This is a genomic window from Terrimonas sp. (genome assembly GCF_003075435.1).
Lineage (GTDB): Bacteria > Bacteroidota > Bacteroidia > Chitinophagales > Chitinophagaceae > Agriterribacter.
In genome coordinates, this window is sequence record NZ_QCZJ01000018.1 from 1 (window position 1) to 16275 (window position 16275).

Below are 16275 nucleotides of genomic sequence, written 5' to 3' on the forward strand. Positions count from 1 at the left end.
TTTGAAAAAATATGCTTCGCATTTTTTCAATTTCGCCTTCCGGCGAAACCATACAAAAAGAGGCGGCTAACCCGGTTACTGGTAAAAACCTAAAAAAATAATACCGGGAGTTAAACAGCAAGCCCTACATAAATACCTGAGCTGCATTTTAAAGGAACAACAAATCGAAAAAAAAGCCTGTCAGCTGAAAGCCGGAGGGAAAAAAATCCCTGTAAATCAATGAAGACTTACAGGGATTGGTATAATTTGACATCGAAAAAGTCGGGATGACTGCCCTCGAACATAAATTAATTGAGTTGATTTAAAAATAGTTTTACTCTTATGAAAGCCTTTACAGTATTGACTTTAAACAATAGGACTAAACCGGACTAAATATAACTAACCAAAAATTTGATACCCAATTTGATACCTATTACCTTTAGGGTATCAAATCTGCAACATGGCAAAAGACAAATCAACGATTCGTATCTGGCTGAGAACAGACAAGCCAAACAAGGACAATACATTGCCCCTTACACTTGTTTACCAAATACAGGGGCAGAAAAAATATTACTGGATTTCTGACACCAAACTTCCAGGTGTTATAGGTCCTGATGGAAAACTCTTTGCGATATTTTGGGATAAAGAGAAACAGCGGGCAGCTTATTTTGATAAGAAGGAGGCAAAACGAATTGCTGCAGGATCTCCATTTGATTTATTGACCAGTACTGAAGTGGATGAGATCAATGACAATATTGAGAAGACCATTAAAGGCATCAGAAAAATTGAAAAAAGATTTGAGCTGGACGGCATACCGTATTCCATTTCTATGGTATTGGATAAAATGAAAGAGGAGCAATCCGGAACAACAAAAAAAGAACAGCCTGAATTCTACATTTCGGATTTTATTGAAAAATTCTGCAAGGAAAGCCAGGATCACAAAGAAGGTACCATAAAGGAATATACCACTGTAATGAACCATATGCTTGCTTATGAAAAGCTAAATAAGGTGAGATTTATTTTTGAGGGAGATGCTGACATTTTAAAAGACTTCTCTAAATACCTATCCGGGCTTACATATTTCAATAAAAAAACTCAGCAGACAGAACGCAAGATCAATAATATTACAAAGGCAAAGCTCTTCAGTACGTTTAAAACGCTTTTACGCTACGCAAAAAAAGCACCCTACAAATACAAGGTAAATCCGGATTATCTTGATTATACAGATAAAAGCCTTATCAGAAAGGATTCTGAGTTTGAAGTAATTGCCCTCACCCAGGAGGAACTTGTCGCAGTATACAATATTGATTTTACGAAAAATAAAAGCCTGGATCGTGCCCGTGATATTTTCTGCTTTTCATGTTTCACCGGCTTGAGGTATGGCGACCTGGTGCAGTTGGAACGCAAGCATATCCGAAAAGATAATACAATTGTTATTCCTGCTTCTGATAAAAACAGCAAAAGGATAGAGGTGCCGTTGAATACATATTCACACGACATTTTAAAGAAGTACCAGGAATTGCGCTCTCCCCTACCCTTATCATCAAAAACTCAGCAATTGATTACTGATCAAAAGCTGAATGAGCTTATAAAAAAGGTTGGGAAAGAAGCCGGCATTGATACTGAAATTGAAATAGTACGTCCTTATGGATTGGAAAATGTTTCCCTGGGGATGTTTAAAAAATATGACTTGCTTTCAATACATGTTGGCAGGAAGACTTTTACAACGCTATCACTTGAAAAAGGAATACCCATTCAGGACGTCATGGCGCTAACCACTCATTCCTCATTTAAAGCAGTCAAACGCTATATTAACGTCACCAAGGAGCGTAAGAAAACGGTTATGGCTGAGGCCTGGGGAGAGGTGAAGGAGAATAATTTGAAGGTGGTATAAGAAAGCTATCTTTTCTTATATTATTGAAAATTCTATGTTATTTACTTTCGCCAAGCAAACCCTGCCATACTTTCGGGTACTCTTCCCTACACAAATCCTTATATCAAATTGATATACAATAATGAATTTCTTAAATGATCTAATAGGTATCAAAATTGGTAACAGAATCCCTATAAATGGAACCGGCGAACATTTTCCTAAGAAACCGTTCGCCGAGTGGAGGGATATACCCCCCATAATTCCGATGTAAATATAATAATGTTAATTAAATATTGCAACCTATCCCACATGCGCGTAATGACCGACAAAAAACCTTCAATCATCAGCTTTGCATAACTTTGGAAACGTGATTAATGACATAAACACATATCTTCAAAAAACAGGCCAGACAATGGCTGATCTTTGCCAGGGTGCAAACCAGGTGGGGCTTGATCATATCCTGAACGAACTGGTACCAAAGGCTCTTGATGGCGGCAAGAAAATTGTTTGGGTTGTGGAGGATGAAGGCTTTGGGACCGGGCATTATGAATTGATCAACAATTATTTATTTTCTGAGGTTTTATGAGGTAGGACGAAACTAAAGAGCCTTACTGAAATCAATTTCAACACATTCGATTCCAAACCTTTTAGCTTCTGCAATCTCATGTTTCAATTCTTCTGCAGTTAATACTTTCCGATTTCCTACAGCTGTGACTTTGTCAAACGATAAAATATAGCATGCTGTTTCCGGATCCTCTGCATGATGCAGCAGATAAGCCGCCTTGTCTTTCTGACCGGCAAGTGCCGCCTGTAATATTTCAATGCTTTTTTTTCTGGTCATTTAATGTCATTTAATGTCAAGTGTGGTATGAATCCATTTAACTCCCATTCTTTCATCAAGTTTTTTCATTTCTTCAAATTCTTCCCAGGTCATTTCCTTTCCTCTGTAATTAACCGTATCAGGAGGATATTTACCGTGCAAAAACATTAAAGTTTGCTCTGGATCGGATTCATTCATACGGTCAATAAAATAACTGGCTTTTTCTTTATCGCCGGCTAATGCTGCTTTTACAGCCTGTTCGGCATACCATCTGTTCTCCATGTTAACTGTTTAAAATTTGCTGTACCTGAATGCGGATCCTTTTTAATAAAATTTCCCTTTCCTCAGAAGTTGGTAAACCGATAATTTTCTTTTTCCTGGCTTCAACCCACTTTAGTTTTTGGAAATTATCTGGAAAGTGAAAGCCTATGCCCCAACCATTTTTGACCGGAAATGTGTGCCAGTCATTTTCAAGCCCCCGGGTGAGTGATACCACTATCTTAGGATCTGCTGATCTTTTATATTGAGGTCTTGGAGTACCTTTATTTTTTCCTCTCGAATAAACACCGGCATCTTTTGTCCTGCCTGCCTTTGCGCCTCTTTTATACCTGGTACTGTTTCCATAATTTCCGGTTCTTACCTTCATGTAAGCCGGTGAATAGGTTCCTATTTGTGAACCATCAGAGGCAATGCCTTTTTTGTGAATTCTCTCAGTCATCATGACTAAAAGATTCTGCACATCTTCCCTCAATATCGCTGAATTCCTGAGCGCTTGCAACTTATCGTTTATCCTGGTTATTGCACTTGATATATTAATCTGGTAGCTGATCATTTTAATGTTTGTTTGATTTGATTTATCAATACCCCCAGTTGATCATCATTAAGCTTGTCAACATTAATGTTTGCATCAATTGATTGAAGAGTTGGCAGCGAATATTTAGCTAACCTTTCAAAGATTTGTATGCGTTGATAAGGCGTAAGCTTTTTGAAGTCAGCAGATATTTTATGCTGATTTTCGGTTAGGAAAATTGTTATAAAATCACGTAATGGCAATGTGACTTTATTCGGCGTTCCCTTCTTTCTTCCGCCGGTTTTTTTTGCTCCAGTCTTCCTGCCTCGTTTCCTTGGTGTCATTTTCTACTTTTTTCTAATTTAGAAAAAGACTGCCACCGCATCAAAGCTGCAGCAGTCTCATTGCTCAGTTCGGCTTTTGAATGCTATCCCACAATTCAACCACTTCCCTTAATGTCTTCGGCTGGTAGATATTCATATTTGTTTTCTGAAGGTGTTTGAGTAAAGGATTATTTTCATCCACGGCTATAACATTTTCCAGTTGAATATGAATAGCGCTTTCAGCCTGATCTTTCGTTAACCCTATGCCTGAGTACCTTTCAACCAACTCAGAAAAATTTGCCGGTTCAGGCTGGGTGAAAAATATTAATCCATGGCTGACATTTAATTCATAGACATTTTTCAGTCTCGAAACGTTGAGCACTTTAGTAAAAAAAGTGTTGTCATTGTGCGTTATGCCGTTTTCCTTCATCCAGTCGAAAAACAAATTGATATTGCCATACGCTTCACTGGCTTTATCATGAAACTCTTTTAATTTTTGATTGTAGTCTTTTTCATTGATGCTAGCATTATCAAGAGCGTCACTCAAAAGCGAATATTCAAGCGCATATTCTTTAATTCCGGGAAGCTCGTACACCTCACCATTACGTGAGATCATCTCCGAAAGTCTCTCCATTTTCATCTTCGGTATTTTTTAGTGAGTCATTGTAGCTATCAATAAGAAAATCAGCCTGCTCGCTGATGGTGTTATTGGGTCCCCACGAACCTGGATATAATTTTTCCAGCTTCTTGTAAGCTTCTGATTTCTTCGCAGGATCTGTTTCCTTGACGTAGTTAAAGGTTAATTCATTTAGTTTTTGGTCGCCGAAAGGACCTTGCGCATGTTGCGCTTCTGCTATTGATTTATACATGTTCAAATTTTTGAGTTACTGAATATTTTTTATTTCTGATAATCCGCCAATATGATGCTGGCCTCAATCGAAATATCTTCATTTGGTCCGGCATTTCCCGGATACTCTTTTCTGATCGTTCTTTCTGCCATTTTCCGGCGCTCCTCCAACTCATCGGTTGCGGATATCTGGCAAAGGCGTCGTAGCCTTGCATCGCCGGTGAGCGGGGTATAGGGCAGGACAGCTTCCCCACCGGAAGAAGGATTTGCACGCCCGAATCCCTGACCCGCTACGAGCATAGCAGCTGCATTAAAATTTGCATGCTGGTTGTTTTTGTGTGACATTTGTTGTTGATTTTGATTTAAAAAAAATGATGTGTTTTTCACAAGCGGCATTTTTAAAAGTGAATTTTAATTTTTGTGTTATAGGTTAGTAACCCTGAAGTAGTTAAAATATTTTTACTTGTACGCTTCGTCAAAAAATTTTAGTTTTTCTTCCAGATCGGAAATTTTTGTGAATGGGATAATAGCTCCTGTTCTTCCATCCATCCCGCTATATTTTAGTCCGTTTCGACGCAATGTATTTCCCTTGTGCGAAATCATAAAACCATTAAGCTTCGGGTAAAGCTTTAATAGCTTATCCGGATGTTTGGGGCTTAGAAAGAATTTAACCTCTTTGCCGTTAAGTGTTGTGGTATGTCCGGCATGTTCCCAATCATAATTTCTCAATATTATTTCCGGGCTCTTTTCTGTTGTTGTGTTCATTTTTCAGATTTTTACTTTTATAAATATTCGAGGCAAACCACCCCGCCTTTTCCGCCTTCATTATTTTCAATGAATTCAGTTATTTCTTCATAGGTAGCCTCTCTCATTACAATCAGCCCGGCATCGTATATCAATTTCCAATCAATGCCCGGAAGTATGATTTGTTCTTGCTTTACCAGATATTTTCCTGGCGGTAAACCAAGCGGCACCTTTAATTCAAGGAAAACAATTTTTGTTGGTTCTTTTTTAACCGGGTTCATTTTTTACTGCATAGTTGTTATAAATTCAGTTGCAAATATTCCTTGTGGAACAATGAATGCATCATTGTTATAGGCTGGTATTAATTTAAAATTTGCCATTCCTTCCTCAGGCGTATAATTTATTTCATCAATCCAACAGGCCAGCTCTTCGCATGAATCAACAATTTTGATGACTCCATATGGATTTTCCTGTATTGTTTTGAAATCAGCTACCGACATGGGATAATCAAAACTGATACGCTCCGGACGTAATGGCGGAATAGCAAATGAAGCTTCGGCAAACTTTGTAATATCTATGGTTTCGTTTTCTGCAATGGCCTGCAGTTCAATAACACAACTTCCGCTCATATAGCCTGAAGCAAAATAGTTCCCTTTTCCTTCCATAAATATTGCCTGGCTTCCTGAATTGATGGACCTGTAACCGCTGAAAATCTTATCCGTCCACCTCATCGCATTCCTGATGGGTGATATCCGGAAATTGTAAATAGTATCAGGATCAATTATACTTCCAGGGTTTGTTATGTTGCCCATTTCAATGGTCAATGCATCACTATCATAAACAGGAGTAACCGTTACAGGCTGAACGGTGCTGTCATTAACCGGGTATGACGAAACACTTATGTAAAAATCACCGCCTGAAACATATGCATTATTGATGGTGAATGTTTTATTATTACCACTTGTCTGAGCTCCTGAAATGGTGATCTTCTGACCAATAATTGCCCATGCGGGAGCTTCAGTAATTCCGGCAAATCTTATGCTTGTATGGTAGAACCTTACATTATACTGCTCGGCCGGAAGCGCCGGCAACCCTCTTTTTAAGCATATAATGAAAGTATCATTGTCAAACCTCCAGTCCTTACTATCTTTATTTCCCTTACGTCTAGTGATCTCAATAGCATATCCGGATGCGATCATTTTACTTAACCTGTTGAGCTCATTTTTAACTTCACTGAGCGTTGTGCGGTAAAAACGTTGCGTAAGGAATTCATCAAGCCCGTTATATTCCTCCGCCTCATATTTTTCATAGCCAAAAGTGAAAGTGCTGTAATGCTCAGATTCCTGCACCTTTCTTGTAATAGAATTTACCCCATCCAGCGTTAAAATAATATCCTGGGAATAAAAATACTTCCATGGTTCCACGCGAAGCCATTTATAACCTGACCTACGCAAATCCCTTTCAATGCCAACACCTATATGATGAATAGGATCAAGCCCATCCCACAAATCTTTGAGCGATTGAGAGAATATAACATTGCTATCCTCCTTTTTCTCAATTCCCCGGATGAAAAGGCCATTGGTAATCGCTTCCAGGCTACCGCAACCATCACTTTCTACACTATACGGTTGGCTGTCTTTTCTACCGAAATACTCACTATACGCTTTTATTTTCCCATCTGTAACAGCCTCGGCAATGCGGCTCCATGCTTCGTTTACAAGGAATAGCTTCGCAGCTGTGGGCTGAGAGAAGCTTAGTGTATCAATATTTATTGATCCGGAATTTACTGTTATTTTGAACGCTTCTCCGGTTTCGAGTTCTCCTGACCAAAAGCGGATTAACCCCGCAACACAGAAAAATAAATATTCCCCTTTTTCAAGTGTTACATTAACCAGCTCCTTTGAATAATTAACCGTATGATCTGTATCAATTTCCCAGCCGTTAAAATTTAAGGTTGATTGATTCACTTGTATGTTGTTATCAATAACCTCAATTTCTCCATCAGCTTTCCTTTTCAGGATAGCATTGTGCCAGGCTTTTACTAATGCATCTTTTACATTTACCGTATAATTAACAGAAACCTCAAGGTTAAATGACCTTACGAAATCCAGATTATTTGGGTTATCCGGATTGAAATACATTGTGTACGGAGTAGGCGCCCAATCAAAATAAACTGTTGTTACATTTTCATTTGGAAGGCCCTGATCGTCTCCCTTTGTAATGTATTTGGCATCGGTGGCGCCATTGGGCAAAACATTGGCATTATAAGTTCCATGCCCGATAAACGTATTCATTATATCGGTTGATGGATTAAAATTTCCGAACTCAGATAAGTCTGTATTATTAAAAGGAAGCACCATATTAAACCACGCATACCGGTTGTCTGGTGCATTTGGAGGAAATAAAAAACCAATATCACTAAGCTTAACCAGCAACTCCTTGTTTTCATTCAGGGTTGCCTTATTCTGCATGTAAACACCTTTGCTTTTCAGTTCAATCTTTTTACCAAGAAATGCATAGGGTTCAAGGTTTGTAACCTGGTCAAATGATAATAAGGATTCAAGATTTACCTTTTGGTCCCAGCGGTTATTGAGCGTAATTACATCAGACGTTGTTTCAATTGGTATCCGGCAGAAACATTCATCGCCACAGGTATCTTCATACTCACGAAACGCTAGCGTACCGCGGTACAGCTCCACAAAATCATTGCTGCACTTCTGTTCTATAATCAACACGAGATTCCCTTGTACACCATAGTTGTCATATTCATCCTTAATAATTCCGAATGCACCTCCTGGCTTATCTGCCGAAAATGGTTCGTCATATGGTACGTCAAAGGTTCCGCTTTCACCTTTTCTTTTATCATAAAACTTAAAATCATTGCCTTGATAATCGAAGAAAAGCCCATGCAGCTCTTTATCTCTGTTAATAACAATTTTGGTGGCATCCCATCCTACAGGCTCGTCAATAACCGTCCTTTTGCCGGCACGATCAAGCAAAGAAAATCGCCAGTTCATTTTTTATAGTATTTATTCAAAATTTTTGTTCTGTTCCCTTTTTTCTGTACGAATAGTGCAAGTCCATCCTCATCAATTACGTTGTGAACTTGTACAGCTTCGGGAATTTTTAATTTTTTGGCAACTGAATCCCCTATTGATTCTGCCATCAGTTCATAATCAATATTCATCATACCAAACTTATTGGTTGAAGTGGCATGTATTAACTCATTATCAGCTTTTGGAGAATATCCGGCAAGGATCTGATCAGGAGTGAGTGTTGATCCGCCCTTCCATGCCTCCTGTATTTTTTCTGATTGCTTGTAAGACCAGATACGTTCACCGCCATTTAACCTAACAAGCTCAGGACCTTCCTCACCTACAAGCGCATATCCTTCGGGCGCCTTACGGGTACCTTTTTTAAATTGTGGGATTGGTTCTGATTTTATTTTAGATACTTGCACCGCCGTTGTCGCAGCAGCTACTGCAGCGAGAGCAACTCCTGCGATAATTGTTGGAGCCGTTGCCAGCGCGTTAGTAACCGCAAGAAGGCCATTGATAACCGCCTGACTGATCTTTGCCTGGCGTTCCTTCAAGTAAGCAGCCTTTTTTAGTTGGATCTCCTTTTGGCGATACCTTTCTTCAATAGCTGACTTCTGCTCTTCAGTTAGGCTCTTATTGGCGAGTTCTGCATCACGCTGGGTTGAAAGCATATCCAGCTGGCGCTGCAATTCTTCCTGGCGTTTAGCAGCAGCGACCTCATATAATCCATTGATTGCCTGCTGACCGATAGCAATGGCACCGGTGATAGTATCTATCTGAGCTTTTTGTTTTACTTTTTCAAGTTCTTTGGCAGAAATTAAATCCTGATTATACTTCTCCTGTGCGATTGCAACCGTATCAATATTTTCCTTTATCTTGACATAAAGGCTTGCGATGCCGGTCAATACTTTTTGGGCATCAGTGTCCGGAACTGTTGCATCGATTGAATTTACAAGAAGATTGATTGTTTCAAATTGAGATTTTTGCGCGAGTTCCAATTTGTGAATGAAATCATCCAGGTTTTCCTCAGCATGCTTGATTGAATCATCGCTTGCTTTTTTCTCCTTGTTCAAATCTATTTGCCTTAATTGATCTTTGGCGGCATACAGATCCTTTTGCAGGTCGGTAGCATCCTGGTTATATTTTTTTCTGTTTGCTATTTCCTCTTCCAGGCGCTTAATTTCATTGAGCGTATTTTTTTTGCATATGCTTCCTGAACTTCGGCTCTCTTTTCTTCATACTCTTTCAAAGTAATAAGCTGCATTTTAAACACGGTCTCAAGGCCGGCCAGTTCGTTATCGAGGTCATGCGAAAACTCATTTGTGATGCCGTCAAACGTTTTTTTAATTTTTTCCTCCAGTTCCTCCCATTTCTTCGCGATGATGCCCGTGCGTTTGGTATTAAATTCATCAAGCAAACTCAGGCGCTGTATGTAATACTTATCCTCAATATTTTTCTTTTCCGATTCTGTGAGCTCTTTTTTTCTCAACTCATTTTTTTCCTGCGCATCAATCAAAGACTGGCTTTTATCGAAGAAATCCTGCAGGGCCAGCAAGCGGATATCGCTTGAATTATTGCCGTCGTCAGATATTTTTTGCGCGAGCTCTGCTTCGCGTTTCAGGTGGCGCTCTGTAATCTGAAAGGCTGCTTCCGCATTGCGCTCAGCAAGCTCCAACGCTTTTTTAGCAGCGTCTTCATTGATCTTTTTTCTTTTTTCAGCGCTCTCTTTGGTAGCTTTAATTTTTTCAGCTTCCAGATCGGTTTCAATATCTTTCTGTTTTTCTGCTTCCTCTTCAACCACCTCTGTATAGTCGTACAGCGTTGCAGCTCTTACCTTGGATGATTGTAATTCTACATCAGCCCTTTTCTGCTTCAGCGCCATTATTTTTTCTTCAGCATTACCTTGTGCTTCCAGCAGTTTAATTTCCCGGTCAATGGCTTTAATTGAAGACTGACGCGCCTTTTCAGTCTTGTTTTCATTGAAGGCCTTATCAAGTTTCTGCTTGTAATCCTCCAGCTTTTGGTTCAGTTCTTCCTGAGCTTCAGTCTGGCTTTTAGTGCTTTCCGTCCACTCCATGATTTTATTTACGGCATAGCCGATGCCAACAACGAGCGCCCCAATACCGGTTGCTATAATGGCGCCGCGCAAAACTTTAAACGCGGTTGAGGTTGCAGTTACGGATACCCCTAAAGCTGCATAGGTTGAAGCTGTGAGCCTATTGGCAACAGCAAGCACTTTATTGCCGGCAACGGTTGCGCCGAGTGATAAAGCTTCCTGCTTATCAAGGGCGATCTTAATTTGCTGCAAAGATTGGGTGATGGCCATGATGGCATTCAGCTTCACCAATGTCTTCTGCAGATCTTCATTTTCGCTGCCAAACAATGCCTGCGCACCCATCAATCCTTGTACACCGGCAGATAAAGCGGTAACTCCCTGAAGGGTGGCAGCAAAAGTTAACTCTGTTGAATCCTGGGAAAGGACCTGCACTGCTTTCCTTGCATCATCCAAATTTTCCTTCGCAGCGCCGGCACTTTGTGCCATATCGTAAATTTGAGACGCTGATAATTCACCAGCTGCCAGCATTCTGGCAAGTTCTTCAGTTGTTTGCCGGATCTCTGTTTTCAGGGATGCTGTTTTTCCGGAAGCTTGTTCGGATTTATTTCCAAAACCATCAACGGATTTCATAACGTTTTCCATTGAAGTGGCAAGCTTACTTGCTTCCCGCTGGCTCTCTGACAATTGTTTTTCCAATTTCACGTAAGCTTCACTGCCGGCTAACCCTCTTCTGCGAAGTGATTCCATTCGGGCGGCAGTTTCATAGAGCTTTTTATTTGTTTCGTTGATGGCGTTTTTTAGGTTATCAAAAGCTGATGTCTTACCGAGTAGGCCCATTTCTTTTTTCAGGTTCACCAGGTAAATGCCCGCATCTTCAAAACTTCTTTTCAGCGTTTTAACGAAAACTTCTTCAAGATTTTTTCCGAGCGTAAGGATATTTTTTTGAAGATCATTTAAAGTCTTAGCGGTGCCCTTCGCACCGGCATCAGCTGAGGCGAAAGCTGTAGTAGCTTTTTCGCCCATTTTCTGAATGAATGCTGCATCATCTTTTGAAATTTTCCCGATTTTTTCCAGGGCGGGTATGGTGCCCTCAATTTGGGAGGTATCGGTAACAAATTCGATGACTATATTTTCTGTAGCCATGATTAAAACTCATTTTCATTGTTTGTTTTTTTGTTGGCTTTCGCCCTGGTATCGGGAGATAAACCCTACTTGTTGTTTTTGTTTTTCAATTAGTTGTGTTAACAAAACTTAGTTAGGTAGTGAATTCGGTAGCGAAATTTTCATTAAGGATCATCGAAATTCATGATCTTTCCTATCAAACTTTTCGCGCTTACATTGGCGCCAGTTGGTTGCTGTTCTTTTTTTTCTTGTGGCCGGTAAAACCCTTTCCAGCCTCTATGCATTGCAGTTAGAATAATTTCCACGGCTTTATTTTCATCGCCGCCCGAATAATCAGAAACTAAGTTTAGTGCCGCCTGTTCCTCCTGTACAGATTTGTAAGTCTTTTCTTTTGTGTTCAGATAATTTTTCCACTGTTGCCATAGGTTTAAAAAATTTCCCCCAAATGGATACACGATTTTCGCTGCTGGTGGAATTTCTGATACCATTTTTTCATCGGGCTCGTTTTTTTTCAATAATTTTTTTTGTTCCCAGGCTTGGTCACACACCGCCATAGCCTTTTTTACCTCCTGATTTTTTTCATTTGCGATGTATTTTTTAAAAGCGTGCAGGGCAGATTTGTTTTTGCTTACCAGCTTCGGATCATTTTCCATGGCCTGCAGAATGAAATCGATTACGTGACGATCTGAATAGCGATTCGTCAACCAATTGAAATCTTCCTCCGTGAATGGTTTTTCAAGTTCGGCAACGGAAGGGTACTTATTCGCTATTCGCTCAGCGAATGCCTCAAACTCCGTTTTTTTCCTAAAAGAATTTTCAAAAAAAGAACTTGTGTGTGCGTGTGCATTTTTATTCTCACACTCACTTCTTATCTCTTCTTCTCTTATCTCTTCTTCTCTTATCTTATAGCTGGCTTTTTTTTCGCTTGTGCCGACGCTTAAGCGGCTTTTTTGGTCGCTTGTGCCGGGCTGCTCATTCGCTTGTGCCGCTTTTTTTGCATTTGTTGCCACTGCGCCTCTTCTTCCTCGTTCGGATAAAGCCATTTTTTTAGTGTCCCACTCTGACATTCTTCTGAGCAGCGAATCGGACCAAATAGATTCACCATCCGATTTGAGAAGTTCAAATTCATTTACAAGATCATTGATAAAATTCTTACAGTCGTCTGTTTTTAATTTAAGTGCGTCAGCCAGGGAAGCGTAAGCAAATTTTTGCGCGATATTATAGCGATAGTTCTCTTGCTCTCTCAATATCTCTATCAGTGTCCAGTACATGCCTTTCCCGGCCATGCCATATTGTGCAACTAGTGCGACCATCTTCGGATCCGCGGAGGCGTTAGAATCGTGTTTGAACCAAAATGCGTCTTTAGCCATTTCGCCTTTCTTTTAAGGATTTAGCAATTGCCGGATTCGTCGTTAAATACCAGGCGCTATAGCCGGTCCGCTTACATGGAGCCTTAAACAACTCCCACAGTTTATTATCCTTCTGTAGTCGGCGCTTATAGCGACAAATGCAGCAATGCCTTATTCTAGTAGCCTGCTCTACCATTGCTGCAGTAGCGGGGCGCAACCGAAGAAAATCAAGTATGATTTCTGTCGGCAAAGAATTATCTTTGTGCTGCTTCTTTATTTTTTTGTTGGGGGTGGTCATGATGGCTTACCTCCTTTTTTTTCAAGCGCATTAAGCACTTTGAACCAGCTGTATCTAACGGCACTACCTACACGAAGTGAAGGTATTTTACCTTTTTTCTCCCATTTAATTATAGTTGGCTCTACCAAGTTAAGGCGCTTGCAAAGCTCAGCCCGGTCAATAATTTCATCTTTTTCTGCCGCAGATGGATACTTGGCGGACAGCTCCTTGAAGACTTCAATCATCATGGCTTTTAATTCATCAGAGGAGATAGTGAGCAATATAGAGCTATTCATATTGTGCCGCCTCCGCCCGGGCTATCTTATCCAACGCTGGCACTATGTCGCCACGCCTGTATAGCACCCTTCTGCCTATCTTATAGGCCGGAAGTAGTCCATTACGCGTATGCTTATTGAGGGTAACCAGGCTAATATGTAGCATATTAGCTACGGCACGCCTAGTCAACAGATCTGATGCGTCTGATGCATCAACAACGTTTGTCATTATTTGTTTGATTGTCCCGTATTGGGAAGTTGATCATCCTGATGGATGCTATTGATTCAGCTCGCATTGCTGACTAAGGAGTGCTATTTTTTTTATTTTACAAAAAATAAGCGAGTGAGGTGCGTTGATGACTGTACGTCAGGCAGTCCTTTTTCCGACTGCATCAAAGTTAATTAAGATTAATCCAGAATAAATAATGATTGACTTTGTATATTTTTCCACACCCTGTGCATAACCCATTTAACCATGATACCCCTTTAGATACCTACTCACTGTACGCCACTCTGATGCCGTTGTAAAACAGATACTTATTTTAAAAATTACTCGGGAATATCACCCGAGAACTAACGAAAATGCTTAATTTGCTTATGGTGTTTTTCATAGGGTCTATCGGCATAGCGGTCCCGAGATTAAATCTCGGGATTTTATTTAATTTAGATCTCCCATAAAAAAGCCCGGAATTTCTTCCAGGCTTTGAATTATCTCGAACATATCCAGGATATCACTTGAAGAGTTTTTTCAAGTTTCTTCTGGCGCTTTATTTTCTTCTTCTTCTTCTTCTTCATAAAAGTATCTTGATTTTAATTGGTTATTAATTTTCCATTACCTCAGCTTCATGGTAAGCTCTTCTAATCGGTTTCAACCTCTCGAACAACGCGGCATGAAACTCTTTCAACTGTCTCAGTAAAAAATAATGTTGACCGATGTCGCTATGTAACTTCTCTGTATCGTTTAAGAGATTTTGCGCAATTTCTTCCAATGCTTCGGCTGCATCAGCCGGGCAGAAAGAAAAAAGAATACGTGAAATCACCTCTGCTTCTTCTTCGGTGAATGTAACGGTCCGTTCTTTTTCAAATAATTTGTTTTGAGCTTGCATTTCAGTTGATTTTTCTTGGTTCGTAGATTGTTTTATACGTTTTGAGGTCATTCAGAAGCTCCTTGACACTGCGCAAAAAGAAATAAATTTCTTCACTATTTCCGCTGCCTTTAATATCTACCCCGCACAAAGAACATAGAATTATATTATCTATCCCTTCACTCATATCCTCATCATTGAAAGTAGAATAGAACTCATCTACCTTTTCTTGCAACTCCTCCGGTAATGATGCCTTGTTTTTTGAAGTCATTTTTTGATATGTATCTGTATCACTTAATATTTTGTTCATTGTAGTTGAATTTAAGATGAAGTAAAAAGGGGATTAAAGAGGGCTTATAAAATATGTGTTTGATTCTGCTCTATTATTCTGAGTATTCGACGAACTCCATCATACACCCTGAGCGATTCCCGCTTTAATTCATGAGGTAGTTTACAGAATGCATCCGATGAGATATATTCTGAATACCATGCAGCTATACCGAATGTTTTAGCTACCGCAGCATGAACGCTGTCATGATTTGCATCTATTTCCGTTAAGATTTCATCAATGTTTTTTGTTTTGAAATCAGACATGAGTTTTGATTTTAAAAGTGAAGTAATTAGGTAGGATTAAAAACGGGCCTTATTTGTTTTCTGCATATGGATCTAGCGTCACCAATAATTCTTTTATGCCGGTCATTAATTTAAATGTGATTCCAGCAGTATTTCCTCCGCTATCGTCAATACTATATAGAGCATCCTGGGTAACATCATCAATCATTTCACATAATCGCTTTATGTTACTAGCGGGCATATTCATAAAAAAATTGTCTACAGCTTTTTGCAACTTCTGAGTCTCTTTCATGCACCCTGGCAGTTGTGAAAGCTCATTGAGTTGTTTCTTGTATGAAGGTGCCCGATCTTGCTTTAAATGAGATCTACCAGTTTCAAACCGAAAGAGTTTTGGAATAGAATGTCTTTTCTTACTTTTGTTTTGCATAAATGAGAGTTTATGTGATTAATAAATCCGCTGTTCCTAGCAGCGGGTTTTTGTTTTTACCAGATTTATCACCCCCAGAGGGAGCCGGGACCTGGCGAAAGTCTTTATTGATGAATTTTAATTGTTGCATGCGATGGAAACATAATGTTTCCGTCAAAAGTAGTATATTATTTGATATTTGAAACAAAAAGTTTCCAAATATTTTTTTTACTTTCGCTCCATGACTATTTTTGAAGCATTTGAAGAACTCATTCAGTCGAAGGAATTTAAGGTTATAGCAAAAAAAAGGGATTCGATTGGAGGGAAATATAGATTGTATCAATCCAGGTATAACCGTAATGAACTGAAGCCGGGAGCAATAGTAGAGATCCTGATTGCGAACGGCTATGAAGTGACGGCAAACAAAGCGGTAAAAAAGAAGTCCTAAAGTTATCCTTTACCTTTATTTTGCCTTTTTCGCTTCGCCCAAGCTGCGTCAAAATCAGCTAGGTATTTATTAAATCTTTCTGCTTTTTCTTTTTTCTTCGCTAAAGCCTTTTCCTTTTTTTCATCCATTTCATCCATCTCTAAATATTTCCGAAAATTATCTGCGGCCTCCTGCGCCAACTTCAGATGTCTGTTGGCAAGATCCAGATTGGCTGTAAGGTGCTCATAATATTGAATGAGTTTCTTCTTGTCCATACTCGAAACTTTTAGT

The 16275-nt window shown here is 39.6% G+C and carries 23 protein-coding genes; 3 read left to right on the top strand and 20 right to left on the bottom strand.

Translation table 11 applies throughout. The features are described 5' to 3' along the window. Nucleotides 1-439: 439 nt before the first annotated feature. The gene (locus DC498_RS17660) at nucleotides 440-1873 is read left to right on the top strand and encodes a tyrosine-type recombinase/integrase (protein ID WP_116875481.1); all 1434 of its coding nucleotides are present in this window, start codon (nucleotides 440-442) and stop codon (nucleotides 1871-1873) included. A gap of 391 nt (nucleotides 1874-2264) precedes the next feature. Continuing rightward, nucleotides 2265-2438 carry a hypothetical protein gene (locus DC498_RS26215; RefSeq protein ID WP_165813883.1) on the top strand — a complete coding sequence of 58 codons (174 nt, stop codon included), beginning with the start codon at nucleotides 2265-2267 and terminating at the stop codon, nucleotides 2436-2438. A 12-nt stretch (nucleotides 2439-2450) separates the two neighbouring features. Here DC498_RS26215 and DC498_RS17665 read toward each other — a convergent pair whose 3' ends face one another. The 19 genes from DC498_RS17665 to DC498_RS17760 all read right to left on the bottom strand — a co-directional run bounded on the left by DC498_RS17665 (nucleotide 2451) and on the right by DC498_RS17760 (nucleotide 15578). Next, complete coding sequence (locus DC498_RS17665; protein ID WP_116875482.1) at nucleotides 2451-2693, bottom strand: hypothetical protein; 243 nt, start codon at nucleotides 2691-2693, stop codon at nucleotides 2451-2453. Between the two features lie 6 nt (nucleotides 2694-2699). Further along, nucleotides 2700-2954 carry a hypothetical protein gene (locus tag DC498_RS17670; RefSeq protein ID WP_116875483.1) on the bottom strand — a complete coding sequence of 85 codons (255 nt, stop codon included), beginning with the start codon at nucleotides 2952-2954 and terminating at the stop codon, nucleotides 2700-2702. A 1-nt stretch (nucleotide 2955) separates the two neighbouring features. Further along, nucleotides 2956-3393 (bottom strand): hypothetical protein, encoded by a 438-nt coding sequence (locus tag DC498_RS17675; protein WP_206197677.1) that lies wholly within the window; start codon nucleotides 3391-3393, stop codon nucleotides 2956-2958. A 107-nt stretch (nucleotides 3394-3500) separates the two neighbouring features. Next, nucleotides 3501-3806, bottom strand: a complete 306-nt coding sequence (locus DC498_RS17680; RefSeq protein ID WP_116875485.1) for a hypothetical protein — start codon at nucleotides 3804-3806, stop codon at nucleotides 3501-3503. Between the two features lie 64 nt (nucleotides 3807-3870). Then, entirely contained in the window at nucleotides 3871-4419 is a 549-nt protein-coding gene (locus DC498_RS17685; RefSeq protein WP_133176885.1) for a hypothetical protein, read from the bottom strand. Then, nucleotides 4388-4654, bottom strand: a complete 267-nt coding sequence (locus DC498_RS17690) for a hypothetical protein (protein WP_116875487.1) — start codon at nucleotides 4652-4654, stop codon at nucleotides 4388-4390. The genes DC498_RS17685 and DC498_RS17690 overlap by 32 nt, the downstream gene beginning before the upstream one ends. 29 nt (nucleotides 4655-4683) lie before the next feature. Next, the gene (locus DC498_RS17695) at nucleotides 4684-5019 is read right to left on the bottom strand and encodes a hypothetical protein (protein WP_133176886.1); all 336 of its coding nucleotides are present in this window, start codon (nucleotides 5017-5019) and stop codon (nucleotides 4684-4686) included. A gap of 72 nt (nucleotides 5020-5091) precedes the next feature. Beyond that, nucleotides 5092-5397: a hypothetical protein gene (locus tag DC498_RS17700; RefSeq protein WP_116875489.1), complete on the bottom strand. Its 306-nt coding sequence runs from the start codon at nucleotides 5395-5397 to the stop codon at nucleotides 5092-5094. 17 nt (nucleotides 5398-5414) lie between these two features. Beyond that, nucleotides 5415-5657, bottom strand: a complete 243-nt coding sequence (locus DC498_RS17705) for a hypothetical protein (protein WP_116875490.1) — start codon at nucleotides 5655-5657, stop codon at nucleotides 5415-5417. A gap of 3 nt (nucleotides 5658-5660) precedes the next feature. Beyond that, complete coding sequence (locus tag DC498_RS17710) at nucleotides 5661-8393, bottom strand: hypothetical protein (RefSeq protein ID WP_116875491.1); 2733 nt, start codon at nucleotides 8391-8393, stop codon at nucleotides 5661-5663. Further along, nucleotides 8390-9487, bottom strand: a complete 1098-nt coding sequence (locus DC498_RS17715; protein ID WP_116875492.1) for a hypothetical protein — start codon at nucleotides 9485-9487, stop codon at nucleotides 8390-8392. The genes DC498_RS17710 and DC498_RS17715 overlap by 4 nt, the downstream gene beginning before the upstream one ends. A gap of 83 nt (nucleotides 9488-9570) precedes the next feature. Continuing rightward, on the bottom strand, nucleotides 9571-11613 hold the full coding sequence (locus DC498_RS17720; protein WP_116875493.1) for a hypothetical protein: 2043 nt from the start codon (nucleotides 11611-11613) through the stop codon (nucleotides 9571-9573). Nucleotides 11614-11756: 143 nt separating this feature from the next. Beyond that, complete coding sequence (locus DC498_RS17725; protein WP_116875494.1) at nucleotides 11757-12962, bottom strand: Lin1244/Lin1753 domain-containing protein; 1206 nt, start codon at nucleotides 12960-12962, stop codon at nucleotides 11757-11759. A 273-nt stretch (nucleotides 12963-13235) separates the two neighbouring features. Continuing rightward, nucleotides 13236-13514, bottom strand: coding sequence for a hypothetical protein (locus DC498_RS17735; protein ID WP_116875496.1), 279 nt, complete (start codon nucleotides 13512-13514; stop codon nucleotides 13236-13238). Continuing rightward, nucleotides 13507-13722 (bottom strand): helix-turn-helix domain-containing protein, encoded by a 216-nt coding sequence (locus tag DC498_RS17740; protein ID WP_116875497.1) that lies wholly within the window; start codon nucleotides 13720-13722, stop codon nucleotides 13507-13509. The genes DC498_RS17735 and DC498_RS17740 overlap by 8 nt, the downstream gene beginning before the upstream one ends. A gap of 592 nt (nucleotides 13723-14314) precedes the next feature. After that, complete coding sequence (locus DC498_RS17745) at nucleotides 14315-14599, bottom strand: hypothetical protein (RefSeq protein WP_116875498.1); 285 nt, start codon at nucleotides 14597-14599, stop codon at nucleotides 14315-14317. A gap of 1 nt (nucleotide 14600) precedes the next feature. Beyond that, nucleotides 14601-14888 (bottom strand): hypothetical protein, encoded by a 288-nt coding sequence (locus DC498_RS17750; RefSeq protein WP_116875499.1) that lies wholly within the window; start codon nucleotides 14886-14888, stop codon nucleotides 14601-14603. Nucleotides 14889-14932: 44 nt separating this feature from the next. Then, on the bottom strand, nucleotides 14933-15172 hold the full coding sequence (locus DC498_RS17755) for a hypothetical protein (RefSeq protein ID WP_116875500.1): 240 nt from the start codon (nucleotides 15170-15172) through the stop codon (nucleotides 14933-14935). A gap of 49 nt (nucleotides 15173-15221) precedes the next feature. After that, complete coding sequence (locus DC498_RS17760; protein WP_116875501.1) at nucleotides 15222-15578, bottom strand: hypothetical protein; 357 nt, start codon at nucleotides 15576-15578, stop codon at nucleotides 15222-15224. Between the two features lie 220 nt (nucleotides 15579-15798). Between DC498_RS17760 and DC498_RS17765 the strand changes: the two genes are divergently transcribed. Further along, nucleotides 15799-16005 carry a hypothetical protein gene (locus DC498_RS17765; RefSeq protein ID WP_116875502.1) on the top strand — a complete coding sequence of 69 codons (207 nt, stop codon included), beginning with the start codon at nucleotides 15799-15801 and terminating at the stop codon, nucleotides 16003-16005. Nucleotides 16006-16007: 2 nt separating this feature from the next. Here the strand turns inward: DC498_RS17765 and DC498_RS17770 are convergent, their stop codons facing one another. Continuing rightward, nucleotides 16008-16259, bottom strand: coding sequence for a hypothetical protein (locus DC498_RS17770; protein ID WP_116875503.1), 252 nt, complete (start codon nucleotides 16257-16259; stop codon nucleotides 16008-16010). Nucleotides 16260-16275 lie beyond the last annotated feature (16 nt).